Raw genomic sequence first — 17726 nt, forward strand, 5'->3', positions numbered from 1 at the left:
TTATAAAGGGCTGCCTTTAAGCAGCCCTTTTTTCTATTATAGCTATGAAAAAAATATTATTCACATTATTACTGTCGTTAAGCAATTTATTCTTTGCTAATGCACAAGTGACCATTACCCCCAGCAGTTTTAATGTTACGGATCAAATTACCATCACTGTTTCAACTGCAGCTCAAGCATGCAATCTTATGGGAACAACTCCAACTAAAGTTTACATGCACGCTGGAATTGGAGACGATAGCAACGCTTTTGGATTCTCAGTGGTAGGAAACTGGGGGCAAGACGACACCGTTGGATTAATGACTAATAACGGAAATGGCACATGGAGTATAACTTTAACTCCTAGCACATATTTTGGTTTAAATGGTACACAACAAGCTAATACTACAAAATTAGGAATGGTTTTTAGAAATGCTAATGGAAGCCAAACTTTAAAACTACCTCCATCTTGTGGTGATTTTATCTTCAATGTAGGTACTTTTCAAGTCAACTTAACAGCGCCGACAAATAATAGTGCAACCATTATAAATTCTGGAGGCAATTTAAATATTTCAGCTACAAATACTGGAGGTGTGGCTAGTTATAATTTGAAAGCAAATGGTGTAAGTATTAATACAAATACTACATCAAGTTATGCGTTTAATCACACAAACATAACAACCAATACAAGTTATGATTTAGAAGTAACTCTAGGAGCATCAACCATAACAAGAAGATTTTCTGTTATAGTAAACCCTGGAAGTACGTCTCAAGCAATCCCAAACGGACTTGAAAACGGAATTAATTTAAATGTTTCAGATAATACTAAAGCTACTTTAGTATTAGAAGCTCCTGGCAAAGACTTTGTTTATTTAGCTGGTAGTTTTAACAACTATACTCCAGATAGCAACTATGCAATGAAGAAAGACCCTACTTCAGGGAAATTTTGGTTAGAATTAACTGGACTTACACCAGGTGCAGATAATACTTATCAATATTGGGCAGTTGATCAAACTCCAATTACAAATTCACCTTCATTAGTAAAAGCAGCAGATCCATGTTCAAAAATGGTTTTATCTCCATATGATGACCCATGGATTTCAAACAGTACTTTCCCAAATTTACCAACTTATCCTACAGGGCAAGAACGTGAAGTAACATGGTTTAAAACAGGGGTTACACCATACAATTGGCAAGTAAACAACTTTAACAAACCGGATAAAGATAAATTAGTAGTTTATGAAGTTTTAATTCGCGATTTTGATGCCAATAGAAACTTTCAAAATATTATCGACAGAATTCAATACTTCAAAAACCTAGGAATCAATGCAATCGAATTAATGCCAGTTATGGAGTTTGAAGGAAATGAAAGTTGGGGTTATAATACGTCTTTTCATATGGCATTAGACAAATACTATGGAACTCCAGAAAAATTAAAAGAGCTTGTCGATGTCTGCCATCAAAATGGAATTGCAGTGATATTAGATATTGCATTTAATCATGCATTTGGAAGAAATCCAATGGTTAGAATGTGGATGAACGATCCTGATGGTGATGGATGGGGAAGTCCTGCAAGCGATAATCCTTATTTTAATACTACTGCAAAACATAGTTATAGTGTAGGAGAAGATTTTAATCACTCTTCTACTCTAACTAGAAACTATGTAAAACAAACCATCAAACATTGGATAACAGAATACAAAATAGATGGCTTCCGTTGGGATTTAACAAAAGGATTTACTCAAAATTGTAATTCTGGAGACGATGGTTGTACCAATGCATATCAACAAGACAGAGTGGATGTATTAAAAGAATACGCAGATTACTCCTGGAGTTTAGACAATGACCATTATGTGATATTTGAACATTTAGGAACTGACAATGAAGAACAACAATGGGCAAATTACAGATTAGGAGAAGGAAAAGGAATTATGATGTGGGGTGAAATGTTCACACAATACAAAGAGCTTGCTATGGGATTTTCTACTCAAAATATTTCGAGAATGGGACACACAAGCCGCGGATTTACAGGTAAAAGATTGATAGGTTACCCAGAAAGTCATGACAAAGATCGATTAATGTATGAAGCAATAACCTATGGCAATGGTGGCGGAACTGCTCCAGTAAACGGAAATCTAACCAATGCATTAGCTAGAATGGGCGCCATAGGCGCTATGAGTATTCTTGTTCCGGGGCCAAAAATGATTTGGCATTTTGCTGAACTAGGAAACAATCAATCCATTTACACTTGTGCAAATGGAACCGTTAACGACGAAGGTACATTCTATCCTGGTGACTGTAAATTAGACACTAAAGAACAAGTGCAATGGACCCAAAATTGGCTAGCAGACACAAGAAGAACAGCCATTTTAAGCGATTGGTCAAAATTAATTAGCCTAAAAACTTCAGAACCTGTATTTAGTTCTGATTTTGCAATTAGCCCAGATGGAAGTAACATTCGCCAAAGATTATACGTATATAACAATACTTACCCAACAACTCAGTTGCGAAATGTAGTAGTTATTGCAAATTTCTCAGTGGGAAATCAAAATATAAACCCAAGTTTCCCAACAGATGTTTACACCTACCCTATGACTTGGTATAATTTAATGGATAACACTCCAATAACCATAACAAGTCCAACAGCAACAATTGCTTTAACACCAGGTCAATTTAGAGTATACGGAAACAGACCTTCAACCTTATCTTCAGATGATTTTGAAGCAAACCAAAATAATATCAATCTTTATCCAAATCCTACTAAAAACAGTTTTGCTCTTACAGCAGATATGGCTAAAGTGGAAATTTACAACATAACCGGACAATTGATAAAATCCTTTAATAACATAATTTCAAATCAACAATTAGATATTACAAACTTAGAAGTAGGTATATATCTAATTAAATTAACAGATCGTAATGGTACAAGCCAATCAAAAAAATTGATAAAAGAATAAATTTACAGTTAGTTTAAAAAAGCCGTTTGAAATTAAAACGGCTTTTTTTATGCTTTTTACTAAATAAAAAAGCCCTAACTTTCGTTAGAGCTTTTTGTGCGGGTAAAAGGACTCGAACCTTCACACCTTGCGGCACCAGATCCTAAGTCTGGCGTGTCTACCAATTTCACCATACCCGCGACAATTGGAGTGCAAATATAGATATTCGTATATATAAATCAAACAAAAAAGAAAATAATTTCATTAAAATTGATAAACCACTCCTACACCTAGTATTTGCTTCAACTGAATCTTTGGACCTTTAATAACTTGAACTCCATTTTCCTCTTCTTTAGATTTAATATCATCATCATAAACAACATGTGTTCCAATATTAGCTTTTACATATTGATTAACAGTCATATCTAACTGCAATTGCCAATCTACATCTATATTACCAAAATTGTTAATATAATCGGTATAAAGAGCAATTCTATGCTCAAAATTTATATTTTTATATACTTCTGTTTTCCATTGATTCGTAATTAAAACCCCTGTTTCATTTCTAATATTTTTACCTTCTCTTACCAAAACCCCAAATTCATCATAAATAGCCTTTTCCACTCCAAAAGCTCCCTGATTAGCCAACCTTTGATCAAAAACCATTGTAGTTTTTTGTGTTAAAGGAGAAATATAAAGATTCAAATTCAAATCTTTCCTTGAATATTCTGCCCCAACCCCTAAAAACGTATACGCAGGTGCAAATGGTTTAGAAATTGCTAAATCAGTATTTGGATAAGCATAACCATTGGCAAATTGCGTATTAAAATTAAATTTACCCGCATAATACCAATTAGAAATGGTATCCCTCTTATATCCAAAAGTAGAATTAAAAGCAACCTGATCATCTGTTTTTCTAGCTTCTTGACTTTCTTGCTTATTAATTCCGTAGCGAGCAATTAATTCGTTTTTCCAATTAACATTATTTCTAGTATACGTGCGAATAAATTGTCCTTTTAAAAGTCCAGAAACGGAGTTATTACCTCCAGCATTCCAATTTACAAATGAAATCTGAGAAATATCTAAACCAACTTTATTTTCTTTTGACCAATAGGAAATGGTGTCTGGTAATTCTGTTCTGATAATTTGACTGTAATTGGTTTGAAAAACAAAAAATAGAAGTCCAAAAAAGTAGGTTTTTTTCAACATTTTAGAATGTGTTTAATAATTGAATAATGCTTTTAACGTCGATTTTGCAAAGTTGTTGTAACTCAAAAACTGTTCCATGCTCTATGAATGAATCAGGAATTCCGAGATTTATGATAGATTTATTGAAATTATTTGTTGCAATAATTGCACTAATTTGTTCTCCAAAGCCTCCTTTAATTACGCCATCTTCGATAGTAATAATGTGCTCGTGAGAATTTATAATTAACTTTAAAGAATCTAAATCTAATGGCTTTATAAAAGGAAAATGATAATGCGAAAATAAATTTGAAGTTTCAACTTCTTTTAAGGCTTTTGTGACGTTATTACCAATGGTTCCCGTAGATAAAATCGCAACTTTACTTCCTTTTTGAAGCGTTACAATTTTACCGATTTCCATTTTCTCAAAAGGTTGCTCCCAATTCACATTTTCAACTCTTCCTCTTGGATAACGAACTGCAATCGGATGGTTCAGTCCTTCAGAAGCCGTAAACATTATGTTTCTCAATTCCATTTCGTCTTTTGGAGCGGCAATAATTATATTGGGAATACAATTCAAATACGCAATATCGAAAACGCCATGATGTGTTGCGCCATCTTCACCCACCAAACCTGCTCTATCTAAACAAAAAATAACAGGCAAATTCTGCAAAGCAACATCATGAATTACTTGATCGTACGCGCGTTGTAAAAAAGTGGAATAAATATTGCAAAAAACTATCATTCCTTGCGTTGCCATTCCAGCGGATAAAGTAACGGCGTGTTGCTCAGCTATTCCTACGTCAATTGCACGTTTTGGAAAAGCTTCCATCATATAGGTCATGGAACTTCCTGTTGGCATTGCTGGAGTAATTCCAATGATTTTTTCATTTTGCTTTGCTAATTCTACTAATGTATGTCCGAAAACATCTTGAAATTTTGGAGGCAAATGCGATTCGTCATTCGGATGAATTTTGCCAGTTTCAGCATCAAATTTTCCTGGCGCGTGATATTTGACTTGATCTTCTTCAGCTAATTGTAATCCTTTGCCTTTGGTAGTTATAACATGCAAGAATTTCGGACCTTTTACTGATTTTAATCTTTCTAATTCTAAAATCAATTTTGGTAAATCGTGACCATCTATTGGTCCTGAATAATCAAAATTCAAGGATTTTATAATGTTATTTTGTTTTGGATTTTTGCCTTCTTTAACGGCTGTCAAATAATCTTTCAAAGCACCAATGCTTGGGTCAATTCCAATGGCATTATCGTTTAAAATAACCAATAAATTCGCATCAGTAACTCCAGCATGATTCAAGCCTTCAAATGCCATTCCGCTTGCGATTGAAGCATCTCCAATCACTGCAATGTGTTGTTTTTCAAGTTCACCTTTTAATTGCGATGCCAATGCCATTCCTAAAGCAGCCGAAATTGAAGTTGAAGAATGCCCTACACCAAACGTATCATAAACACTTTCACTACGTTTTGGAAAACCTGAAATTCCGTTTAATTCTCTGTTGGTATGGAAAATGTCGCGTCTTTCGGTTAAGATTTTGTGTCCGTACGCTTGATGACCCACATCCCAAACCAGTAAATCTTCTGGTGTGTTGAAAACGTAATGAAGCGCAATCGTTAATTCGACAACGCCTAAACTCGCACCCAAATGCCCTTCTTTTTTTGAAACAATATCAATGATAAAGTCTCTCAATTCTTTGGCCAATTGAGGTAGTTGATTTTCAGGAAGTTTCCTTAAATCGATAGGCTTGTTAATTTTTGAAAGCAAATTTTCCATCACAGCACAAAAGTAAGAATTGGTTGTTGTATTTTTGTACTTATGGAGAATATTTTTACCGACGCCTTTTTTATGAAGAAAGCCTTACAAGAAGCCGAAATTGCTTTTGAAAAAGGTGAAATTCCAGTGGGAGCTGTTATTGTGATAGATAATCGTATCATTGCTCGAACGCATAATTTAACCGAATTACTTCACGACGTTACCGCTCATGCCGAAATGCAAGCCATAACCAGTGCTGCAAACTTCATAGGTGGAAAATATTTAAAAGATTGCACATTGTACGTGACTTTAGAACCTTGCCAAATGTGTGCTGGCGCTTTGTATTGGTCGCAAATTTCTAAAATTGTTTTTGGTGCTTCCGATGAAAATCGTGGTTTTCAAAAAATGGGAACGCAATTACACCCGAAAACCCAAGTAATTTCAGGAGTTTTGGAAAAAGAATGTGCTGATTTGATGAAAGCATTTTTTAAAAATAAGCGATAAATTTTTGTAAGGATTTTATTCAAAAAATATTTTTATATTTACATAAGAATTTGCACGGTTTTTGTTATTGCTAATTTGAGAACAAAAACAAACTAACTCTCTAATCTCCTTCCAAATGAAAACAACTCGTTTTTTACAATTGATATTTGTATTGATTGTAGCTTTGTCGTGCTCTAAAAGCGCTAAAGATTTCAATTCTGATTTCTCTCAGTTCAAAGCGTATATTCTCAACTTTAGTTCGGGATTGGTCTCGGCAAACAGCGACATTAGAGTAGTTTTAGCATTTGATAAAAAAGAATGGACAACCAACGAAGAGTTAGATGAAAATTTGTTTACCATTAGCCCAAGTGTTGATGGAAAAGTAGTGGCGCTTTCGAATAATACCATCGCTTTTATTCCAGAAAAAAAATTAGACCAAAACAAGGAATATCAAGTTACACTGCATTTGTCGGAATTAACAAATGTTCCTAGCAAATTAAAAGATTTCAATTTCACAATTAAAACCATAAAGCAAGATTTTATGGTAACGACAAATGATTTGCAATCGTATAGTAAAGATTACCAATATTTAAACGGAGTAATTACGTCGAGCGATGATTTGGATTTTGAAACCGCTAAAAAACTTATTTCTGTTAATCAAGAAGATAAATCGGTTAAGGTTAAGTTTGTCAAAGAATTAAGCAATAAAAAGGAATACAAATTTGTAATCGATAGCATAAAAAGACAAGTCGAAGACAGTAAAATTAAAATTTCTTGGGATGGAACTCCATTTGATATCGACCAAAAAGGCGAAATGCTTTATGATATTCCCGGAAAAAGTAATTTCAAAATTGTTTCAGCTGAAGTTGAGAAAGACAACAATCAAGTTTTATTGTTAAATTTTTCAGATCCATTAAACAGAGATCAAGATTTTTCTGGTTTAGTGCAAGTTGAATCGGCTCTTAATTTACGTTTTGCAACAGCAGGAAATTTACTAAAAGTGTTTTTCAACGAACCTTTAAAAGGCGAACTTTTAGTAGAAGTTTTTCAAGGAATTGAAAGCGAAGACGGCTATAAAATGAAACAAAACTTCTCCGAAAAAGTTACTTTCGAACAAGTAAAACCTGGAGTTCGTTTCATAAAAAGCGGAACTATTTTGCCAAGTTCAAACAACTTAAAAATCAATTTTGAATCGGTAAATCTTAGTGCGGTTGACGTTAAAGTGTACCAAATTTACAAAAACAATATTCTTCAATTCCTTCAAGATAACGAATTAAACGGAAGTCAAAATCTAAGAAAAGTTGCGCAGCCAATCGTTAAAAAAACTATCGCATTAAATAAAAATAAATTGCAAAATTCTAGCAAATGGAATGCGTATGCTATTGATTTATCTAAGATAATCACGCCAAATCCTGGTGCTATTTATCGTGTTGAAATATCTTATAAACGTAAATATTCGCTTTACAAATGTACTTCGGCTTACGTTGATGAAGGAAATGAAGAAGAGGAAGAACAAGACGATGAAGTAAGAAGCAGTCAAGATTATTACGACGATTACTATTACGAAGGTTATGATTGGTACGAAAGAGAAGATCCTTGTACCGATTCGTACTATTATAATAACACTATTTTCACGAATGTTATTGCTTCTGATTTAGGAGTTATTGCAAAACGTGGCGGAAACGGTTCGTATGTTTTTGCGGTAAACAATATTGTTTCGACACAGCCGGTTGCATCAGCTAAAATTGAATTGTATAATTTTCAACAACAACTTTTAGGAACTATCACAACCGATAGTGAAGGAATAGCTAAAACCGAGTTGAAAAAATATGCTTTTTTTGCGATTGTTTCTAAAGATAAAAACACCACTTATGTGAAGTTAGATGAAGGGCAATCTTTATCGGTAAGTAATTTTGATGTCGGTGGCGAAGAATTACAAAAAGGCTTAAAAGGTTTTATTTATGGTGAAAGAGGTGTTTGGCGTCCCGGAGATACTTTGCATTTGGCTTTCATGTTGAATGATGTGGAAAGCAAATTAGAAAAATCGCACCCAATTACTTTTAAGTTAAGCGATCCGCAAGGAAAAATGCGTTACCAAATGGTTCAAAAGTACAATGGCTGGAATCATTACAAATTCAAATTAGCCACAAAAGATAGTGACCCAACAGGAAATTGGGAAGTTAAAATTTCTGTAGGTGGCGTACATTTTTACAAAAGCATCAAGATTGAAACCATCAAGCCAAACCGTTTAAAAATCAAAAATACTTTCGCTGACAAACAACTTTCTGGCAATAGACTAAACGGTGGCGAAGTCGAAGTAGCTTGGTTGCATGGAGCAGTTGCGAAAAATCTGAAAGTAGAAATGCAAGCCAAATTTCTAGAGCAACAAACCGTTTTCAAAAAGTATGAAAAATATGATTTTGATGACGAAGTACGCAAATTCTATACCGAAGAAGTAAATGTTTTTTCAGGAAAAGTAAATGATTTTGGAAAAGCTAAAGTAGCAATTCAACCAAAAATTACCAGTCAAGCACCAGGAAAACTTAAAATGGTTTTCCAAACAAAAGCCTTTGAAAATGGTGGTGATTTTAGTACTGATGTGGCTACAGCAACGTATTCTCCATTTAAAACGTATGTTGGAATTAAAGCACCTGAACCTAACAAATACGGCTTATTAGAAACTGATAAAGTAAACAGATACGACATTGTAACTTTAGATGAATTGGGCAAACCAAAATCAGTTAAAAATTTAGAAGTTCGTGTCTATAAAGTTGAATGGCGTTGGTGGTGGAATTCTGACGGAGATGATTTATCACAATATAATTCTTCGGAAGTAACAACCGCATATAGAAATTATGTGGTTTCAACTGATGCGTCAGGAAAAGCAAGTGTTCAATTTAAAATTCCTGAAGCCGACTGGGGAAGATATTTAATTCGAGTAGAAGACACGAATGATGGTCACGCAACGAGTTTAACTTCGTATATCGATTGGCCATATTGGTCAGGAAAATCGCGTCAAGGAAGTAGCGAAACGGCAAATATGTTGGTATTTACAACCAACAAAGAAAAATACAATGTTGGAGAAAACGCAATCGTTTCTTTCCCGTCAAGTGAAGGCGGAAGAGCTTTAATTTCAATTGAAAACGGTTCGAAAGTCATCAAAACACTTTGGGCAACCACTAAAAAAGGCGAAACGCAAGTGGAAGTTCCTATCACAGGTGATATGGCACCAAATGTGTATTTCCATATTTCGTTGTTAAAACCACACGCTTCTACGATAAACGATACGCCAATTAGGATGTACGGAATTTTGCCAGTAGAAGTTATCAATAAAAATACCGTTTTAGAGCCAGAAGTAACAATTCCTTCGGTATTAAAACCGGAGCAAAAAACAAATTTGAAAGTAAGTGAAAAATCAGGTAAAGAAATGACATACACCATTGCAATTGTAGATGATGGTTTGTTGGATTTAACCCGATTTAAAACACCAAATGCGTGGGAAAAATTCTATTCAAGACAAGCGCTAGGTGTAAAAACCTGGGATGTTTACGATGATGTAATTGGTGCTTATGGTGGAAAAATCAATCAAATTTTCAGCATTGGTGGTGACCAAGATTTAGCAGGTGGAAACGCCAAAAAAGCCAACCGATTCAAACCAGTTGTCATTTATTTAGGACCTTTCAAATTAGAAAAAGGGCAAACCAAATCGCATACGATTACTTTACCAAATTACGTTGGTTCTGTACGAACAATGGTTATAGCTGGAGATGCTAAAACAAGTGCTTACGGAAGTGTAGAAAAAACTTCTTTTGTGAGAAAACCGGTTATGGTTCTAGCTTCGGTACCAAGAAAAATTTCTCCAAACGAAAGAATTATGTTGCCTGTGACTGTTTTCGCAATGGAAAGCCAAGTGAAAAACGTTAATGTGCAACTAAAAACAAATAACGGAGTACGAATCATTGGAAATGCAACTCAAAATGTAAGCTTCAGTTCGCCAGATGAAAAAGTGGTGTACTTTAATTTAGAAGTTGGAAGCGCAACAGGTATCGGAAAAATAGAAGTCATTGCCACATCAGGAAAAGAAAAATCGACCTATGCTGTGGAAGTTGATATTACGAATCCAAATCCAGTTACCAATGATTACGTAGACATGGTAATTCCGGCAAACGGCTCCAAAACAATTAATTGGAAAACGTTTGGAGTTGCAGGAAGTAACAAAGCAAGATTAGAAGTTTCGTCTTTTCCAACCATTAATTTCAATGGACGATTGAGTTATTTGATTCAGTATCCTCATGGTTGCGTTGAGCAAACAACATCGGCTGTATTTCCACAATTATATTTGGCTGATATTATGGATGTTGATGCGAACAAAAAAGCAGAAATTCAACGAAATATCAATGCTGGAATTCAAAAATTGGGCAATTTCCAACTATCAAATGGTGGATTGAGTTATTGGCAAGGCAATAATTATGTGGATGATTGGGCAACTTCTTATGCGGGACATTTCTTAATTGAAGCTGAGAAAAAAGGTTATGTTTTGCCTATCGGATTTAAAAATAAATGGATTTCGTACCAACAATCCGAAGCAAAAAAATGGCGATTCAACGCGCAATATCGTAACGACTTTGCTCAAGCGTATCGTTTATATACCTTAGCATTAGCAGGTTCAGCCGATATGGGTTCAATGAACAGATTAAGAGAAACTACTGGAATTTCAAACGAATCGAAATTACGATTAGCAGCCGCTTATGCTTTAGCAGGTCAAAAGAAAGCCGCATTGTCGTTGATAGGAACAACAACTGTTCAAGATGATAAACGATATGTAGATTATTACTATGGTTCAGAAGAACGAAATAGAGCGATGGTTTTAGAAACGTACATTTTGATAGATAACAAAACGAAAGCGTATGAAATGGCAAACAAATTAGCCAAAGATTTATCGTCTAATCGTTATATGAGTACGCAAACTACTGCTTTTGGATTGTATGCGATGTCAAAATTCGCACTTAAAAATGGAGGAAAAGGTGTGAATATGACATATTCTATAGCTGGAAAATCAGAAACAGTGAGTTCTAAAAAAGCATTTGTCGATAGAAATTTAGTTGCGAAATACGGTTCTAATTCGGTAACGATTCAAAATAAAAACAGTGGAACGCTTTATGTTCGTGTATTGAATAGTGGAATTTTACCTGTTGGACAAGAAAAAGAAATTCAGAAAAACTTCTCGACATCTGTAGTTTATAAAGATAGAAAAGGAACTGTTTTAAATTTAAGTTCGGTTAAACAAGGAACAGAAATCGTAGCGCAAGTAACTATTAGAAATCAATCGGACGAAACATTAGAGAATGTAGCACTTTCACAAATTGTTCCTTCTGGATTTGAAATCATGAACTCACGTTATACCGATTTTGGAAGTTATGCCGAAATCAAAGCCGATTACATTGATATTCGCGATGATAGAACGCAATTCTATTTTGGAATCAGAGCTGGTGAAACCAAAACGTTTACCATGTTGTTAAATGCAACTTATTTAGGAAAATATTACTTCCCTGGAGTACAATGTGAAGCGATGTACGACAATAATTATTTGGCAAGAACCAAAGGACAATGGGTGCAAATAGTGAAAGAGTAAGTTGGTTTACTCGATTAAAAACTAAAATCAGAAATAATAAAATTAAAACTGCCATAAGCGTATTGCTTGTGGTGGTTTACTATTTCTCACTCCCAAGACAACTTTTTGAAAACAACTATTCCACTGTAATTGAAAGTCAAGATGGGCAACTTTTAGGAGCTAAAATTGCTTCCGATGGACAATGGCGTTTTCCAGAAAGTGATAGTGTGCCACATAAATTTCAGAAATGTATTGTTGCTTTTGAAGACCAACATTTTTATAAACATTTTGGTTTTAACCCAATTTCGATGTATCATGCTTTTAAGCAAAATCGAAAAGCAAATCGTGTAGTTCGAGGAGGAAGTACTTTAACCCAACAAGTGATTCGTTTGCACCGAAATGGAAAAAAACGTTCCTATTTTGAAAAAGGAATCGAAATGATTCTCGCAACTCGATTAGAATTTCGTCATTCGAAAGATAAAATTTTAGAACTGTATTGTGCGCATGCGCCTTTTGGAAGTAATGTAGTAGGGTTAGAAATGGCATCTTGGAAATATTTCGGGTTACAACCGCATCAATTATCATGGGCTGAAGCAGCTACTTTAGCGGTTTTACCTAATGCGCCAAGTTTAATTTATCCAGGAAAAAATCAGGAGCGATTATTAGCAAAACGTAATCGATTACTAAAGAAATTATATAACGATAAAGTCATAGACAAAGCAACTTACGAATTATCATTACAAGAAAGTTTGCCTCAAAAGCCGTTTGATGTACCGCAAATTGCGCCTCATTTGGTTCAAAAAGTAGCAAAAGAACATCCGGCAGAAAAAATAAAAACCACCATTCAATTAGATTTGCAAGAACGCACGAACGAAATTGTAAAACAATATTATAACTATTACAAGCAAAATCAAGTGTATAATATTTCTGTTTTGGTGGTTGATGTAAAAACGCGTAACGTAATTACATATGTTGGAAACAGTCCAACCGACAAAGAACATCAAAAAGATGTCGATGTCATTGAAGCGCCACGAAGTACAGGCAGTATTTTGAAACCGTATTTGTACGCCGCCATGCTGAATGATGGTTATATTTTGCCACAAACTTTGGTTCCTGATGTTCCAACCCAAATTTCAGGGTATTCGCCTCAGAATTTTAATTTAACTTATGATGGCGCTGTTCCTGCGAGTAGAGCTTTGGCGCGTTCATTGAATATTCCGTCGGTTTTGATGTTGCAAGATTATTCTGTGAATCAGTTTTATGAAAAATTGCAACAATTGAAGTTGCGAAATGTGAATCGTCAGCCTTCAAATTACGGCTTATCCTTGATTTTAGGAGGAGCGGAATCGAATTTATGGGATTTGTGTAAAGCCTATGCTTATATGTCTTCCACGCTAACGTATTTCAATCAAAACGATGCTAAATATCGAAAAAATGAAATGCAAAATTTGAATTACGATGCTAATTTTCAACCTGATTTTGGCAGTAGTTCACGTCAGAAAAACATTTTTGGTGCTGGCGCTATTTGGCAAACATTCAATGCGATGAAAGAAGTCAACCGACCTGAAGGTGATGAAGCTTGGAAATTCTACGATTCTTCATTAGAAATCGCATGGAAAACAGGGACAAGTTTTGGAAGCAGAGATGCTTGGGCAATTGGTGTAACTAAAGATTACGTAGTAGGAATTTGGGTTGGAAATGCTACAGGTGAAGGAAGACCATTATTAACTGGAGTTGATAGTGCAGCTCCGATTTTATTTGATGTTTTCAGGTTGTTACCAAAATCGAAATGGTTTGAAATGCCGTATAACGATTTAGATCCTGTTGAAGTTTGTGAGCTTTCGGGTTATTTAGCACAAGACCATTGCCCGAAAATAAAACAATGGATTCCAAAAACAGCTAAAAAAACGGATAATTGTCCGTATCATAAAATTATTCATTTAGATAAAAACCAGCAATTTAGAGTAAATAGTAATTGCGAAAGTGTTGATGAAATGGTGGTTAAATCTTGGTTTGTTTTGCCTCCGGTTATGGAATGGTATTATAAAAGTAAAAATGTAAATTATCAAAATTTACCGCCTTTTAGAAGCGATTGCGTTGATGCTTTACAAGACAAACGTATGGATTTTATCTATCCAAAAGCTAACACTAAAATTATATTAACTAAAGATTTTGAAAGCAAACTACAACCTGCCATTATCAAAGTAGCACATTCTAATTCAGATGCTGAGTTATTTTGGTATTTAGATGATAAATATGTAGGAAACACAAAAACCTTCCATGAGAAACCTATTTTTGCTACAACAGGATTTCATGTTATTACCGTAGTAGATGAATTTGGTAACGAAATCAGGAGAAAAGTACAATTTGAAAGTGAATAAAAACAAAAAAACCGCCAATCTTTCGAAAGGCGGTTTTTATTTTTACAGGATACATCCCATATTATTTTACTATAATTTCATTTCCTTCTTTATCGAAGAAATGATATTCTAGATACGTGTAAGCGTCACGAGGTATAATTTTCACCCATTTCTTATGCTCGAAAAACCATTTCGAACGTAATGATGGAAAACCTTTAGTAAGGTATGCTGCCACAAATGGATGTACGTTAAGCACAACTTTTTTATGGTCTTTTATAATGCGTTCAAGGTCAGACGCTATTTTGTCGATGATTAAAATTGGAGCTTCAATTTCCCCGTTTTCATTGTTAGGGTCTTCTTCTCTTGTTTTAATATTAACTTCTGGTCTAACTCTTTGTCTAGTAATTTGAATTAATCCAAATTTGCTAGGAGGCAAGATTTTATGCTTGGCCTTATCGTCACTCATTTCTTCTCTTAAGAAATCGTACAATACTTTGCGGTTTTCTGGATTTTGCATATCAATGAAATCCACCACGATAATTCCGCCCATGTCTCTAAGTCGTAACTGACGTGCAATTTCAGCTGCAGCAATCATATTTACTTCTAGAGCAGTATCTTCTTGGCTAGTTGCTTTGCTTGAACGATTTCCACTGTTCACGTCAATAACGTGTAAAGCTTCGGTATGTTCAATAATCAAATAAGCACCTTTGCTCATGGAAACTGTTTTTCCAAAAGACGTTTTTATTTGTCGTTCAATATTGTATTTCTCAAAAAGAGGCAGTTCCTTAGACTGATAGTGTTTTACGATAGACACTTTGTCGGGAGCTATTTCTTGCAAATACTCCTTCGTTTCAAGATACAAATCTTCATCATCAACATGAATACCAGTGAAGGTATCATTGAATACATCTCGTAAGATAGAAGAGGCTTTATTAAGTTCTCCTAATACTTTTGATGGATGATGTGCAGTTTGTAATCTTCTGCTCATTGCCGACCAACGGTCGAGCAGTGTTTGTAGATCTTTATCAAGTTCGGCTACTTTTTTGCCTTCGGCTACTGTTCGCACAATAACACCGAATCCTTTTGGTTTGATAGATTGAACCAATCGTTTTAATCTGTCTTTTTCTTCTCTCGATTCTATTTTTTGTGAAACAGAAACGCGATCTGAAAAAGGAACTAAAACTACATATCTTCCGGCTAATGAAATCTCAGAACTAATTCTAGGACCTTTAGTCGAAATAGGCTCTTTCACCACCTGAACTAAAACTGATTGATTGGCGCTTAGAATGTCAGTTATAGCACCATCTTTATCAATTTCAGCTTCAAAAGGAAAATTTTTGAGTGAATAATCTTTTAATTTACCTGCGCTTACAAGTTTAATGAATTTCATTAAAGAAGGAAGATTAGGACCTAAATCATGATAATGCAAAAAAGCATCTTTTTCATGACCTAAATTCACAAAAGCGGCATTTAAACCAGCAACAGGTTTACGGATTTTGGCAATAAAAATATCACCAACCGCAAAATTGCTTTGCTTTTCTTCTTCTTTGTGTAATTCTATTAGTTTTCCATCTTTTAATAAGGCAAAATCTACAGCGTCTGAACCAGATCTAATAATTAACTCTTTGTTCATGCAGTACATTTTTATCCATTCGCCAAGGCGAACAGATGGATTAAACATTTTTTACAGGCAGTTGTACCTGGGAATCAATTTAAAATTGATTCATTTCAATGAACTTTTTTCTAAAAAAGAAAAAGTAGTTTTAAACTACTTTTTCTTTTTATGACGGTTTGCTCTCGCTCTTTTCTTACGTTTGTGAGTTGCTACCTTATGTCTTTTTCTTTTTTTACCACTTGGCATAACATGTTGGTGTTTAGATTAATAAATAGTTTTTATACTGTAACTTCTGTTTTTTCTTTAACGCTTTCAACAAACACTTTAGCAGGTTTGAATGCTGGAATGTTGTGTGCAGGAATTTTAATTGTAGTATTTTTAGAAATGTTTCTTCCTGTTTTTTCAGCTCTTGTTTTAATAATAAAACTTCCAAAACCTCTTAAATAAACATTGTCACCAGTTTCTAACGAGTTTTTCACTTCTTCCATAAAAGTCTCAACTGTTGCTTGAACATCTCCTTTTTCAAGTCCTAATTTTTCTGAAATTTTCGCTACGATATCTGCTTTCGTCATTTTCTTTCGTATTTATATTTTGTGTATTTTTTTGAGTTTGCAAATATAAGAATTAAAAAAACAATAAATCAATCATAATTGATTAAATTTTAATTACTAAAGATTTATTTTTGTTGTCCCAATATAAAAACATGGAATTTTCTAACTCTTTAATTCAATGGTATTTACAAAATAAGCGCGACTTACCATGGCGAAACACAACCAATCCGTACTACATTTGGCTCTCAGAAATTATGCTACAACAAACACGAGTAGCGCAAGGTTTACCTTATTTCTTATCTTTTACAGAAGCTTTTCCAACCGTTTTTGACTTGGCTAATGCAGACGAAGAAAAAGTGCTAAAATTATGGCAAGGATTAGGTTATTATTCCAGAGCCAGAAACTTGCACGCTACCGCAAAACACATTGCTTTTGAATTAAATGGCGAATTTCCATCTACTTATAAAGAGTTGTTACAATTAAAAGGTGTTGGAGAATATACGGCTGCCGCCATCGCTTCTTTTTCATTTAATGAATCTGTTGCTGTCTTAGATGGCAATGTCTTCCGAGTTTTGAGTCGTTATTATAATGTAGAAAGTGATATTTCATTTCCCAAAACCAAAACAGAATTTCAACAACTAGCACAAGAAGTATTGGACAAAAAGAATCCTGCTTTGTTCAATCAGGCAATTATGGAATTTGGTGCGTTGCAATGTGTTCCAAAAAATCCAAATTGTGAAGCTTGTGTCTTAAATTCGAGTTGTGCTGGACTTCAATATAAAAAAGTAAACCAACTTCCGGTTAAAACCAAAAAAACAAAAGTCACGCCCCGTTACTTAAATTATTTAATTTTAAAAGATTCCGATTCTAACTTTATCGTTCAAAAACGTGAAGGAAAAGGAATTTGGGAAAATTTATACGAATTTCCAGTTTTTGAAACCGAGTTACAATTATCGGAAAATGAAATTATAAGTAAAGTTTCTAAAATGGAATTCTTCAATAAACAACCGATTGAAGTTATTTCGCTTCACAATGATGTTAAGCTTCATAAACTATCGCACCAACATTTAAATATTCGCTTTTTTGAGGTACAATTCGATTCTAAATTACCTGATTCAAAACCAATTACAGAAGTTGAAAAACTACCTTTTCCAATAGTAATTCACAATTTTATCGTTGCAAATTATTGTAATTCACTTTAAATTACTATTTTTGATTAACCCTAATAAATATAT

The 17726-nt window shown here is 34.2% G+C and carries 9 protein-coding genes and 1 tRNA gene; 5 read left to right on the forward strand and 5 right to left on the reverse strand.

The genetic code is table 11. The annotated features are described in order from the left end of the window. Positions 1 to 44: 44 nt before the first annotated feature. Positions 45 to 2936 carry an alpha-amylase family glycosyl hydrolase gene (locus B0I03_RS10580; protein ID WP_111567410.1) on the forward strand — a complete coding sequence of 964 codons (2892 nt, stop codon included), beginning with the start codon at positions 45 to 47 and terminating at the stop codon, positions 2934 to 2936. A 97-nt stretch (positions 2937 to 3033) separates the two neighbouring features. Here the strand turns inward: B0I03_RS10580 and B0I03_RS10585 are convergent. From B0I03_RS10585 to B0I03_RS10595, 3 genes are all read right to left on the reverse strand, one after another. Beyond that, positions 3034 to 3115: transfer RNA gene (locus tag B0I03_RS10585), tRNA-Leu, on the reverse strand. Positions 3116 to 3179: 64 nt separating this feature from the next. Further along, on the reverse strand, positions 3180 to 4124 hold the full coding sequence (locus B0I03_RS10590; protein ID WP_111567411.1) for a DUF3078 domain-containing protein: 945 nt from the start codon (positions 4122 to 4124) through the stop codon (positions 3180 to 3182). Position 4125: 1 nt separating this feature from the next. Continuing rightward, a complete protein-coding gene (locus tag B0I03_RS10595; RefSeq protein WP_245903020.1) occupies positions 4126 to 5892 on the reverse strand; it encodes a 1-deoxy-D-xylulose-5-phosphate synthase in 1767 nt (588 codons plus the stop codon). Between the two features lie 42 nt (positions 5893 to 5934). Here B0I03_RS10595 and B0I03_RS10600 point away from each other — a divergent pair, with 42 nt between their 5' ends. The 3 genes from B0I03_RS10600 (at position 5935) to pbpC (ending at position 14346) form a co-directional block, all read left to right on the forward strand. Beyond that, positions 5935 to 6375, forward strand: coding sequence for a nucleoside deaminase (locus B0I03_RS10600; RefSeq protein WP_111567413.1), 441 nt, complete (start codon positions 5935 to 5937; stop codon positions 6373 to 6375). Positions 6376 to 6490: 115 nt separating this feature from the next. After that, a complete protein-coding gene (locus tag B0I03_RS10605; protein ID WP_111567414.1) occupies positions 6491 to 11986 on the forward strand; it encodes an alpha-2-macroglobulin family protein in 5496 nt (1831 codons plus the stop codon). Then, complete coding sequence (gene pbpC, locus B0I03_RS10610; RefSeq protein ID WP_181452382.1) at positions 11962 to 14346, forward strand: penicillin-binding protein 1C; 2385 nt, start codon at positions 11962 to 11964, stop codon at positions 14344 to 14346. The genes B0I03_RS10605 and pbpC overlap by 25 nt, the downstream gene beginning before the upstream one ends. 61 nt (positions 14347 to 14407) lie before the next feature. Here pbpC and B0I03_RS10615 read toward each other — a convergent pair whose 3' ends face one another. After that, positions 14408 to 15958: an Rne/Rng family ribonuclease gene (locus B0I03_RS10615; RefSeq protein WP_111567415.1), complete on the reverse strand. Its 1551-nt coding sequence runs from the start codon at positions 15956 to 15958 to the stop codon at positions 14408 to 14410. A gap of 260 nt (positions 15959 to 16218) precedes the next feature. Then, complete coding sequence (locus B0I03_RS10620) at positions 16219 to 16512, reverse strand: HU family DNA-binding protein (RefSeq protein WP_008254909.1); 294 nt, start codon at positions 16510 to 16512, stop codon at positions 16219 to 16221. Positions 16513 to 16643: 131 nt separating this feature from the next. Here B0I03_RS10620 and mutY point away from each other — a divergent pair, with 131 nt between their 5' ends. Further along, positions 16644 to 17693, forward strand: a complete 1050-nt coding sequence (mutY, locus tag B0I03_RS10625; protein WP_111567416.1) for an A/G-specific adenine glycosylase — start codon at positions 16644 to 16646, stop codon at positions 17691 to 17693. The last annotated feature ends 33 nt before the right edge of the window (positions 17694 to 17726 follow it).

The sequence above is a fragment of the Flavobacterium aquaticum genome (assembly GCF_003259835.1).
In the GTDB taxonomy this organism is placed as follows: Bacteria; Bacteroidota; Bacteroidia; order Flavobacteriales; family Flavobacteriaceae; genus Flavobacterium; species Flavobacterium aquaticum.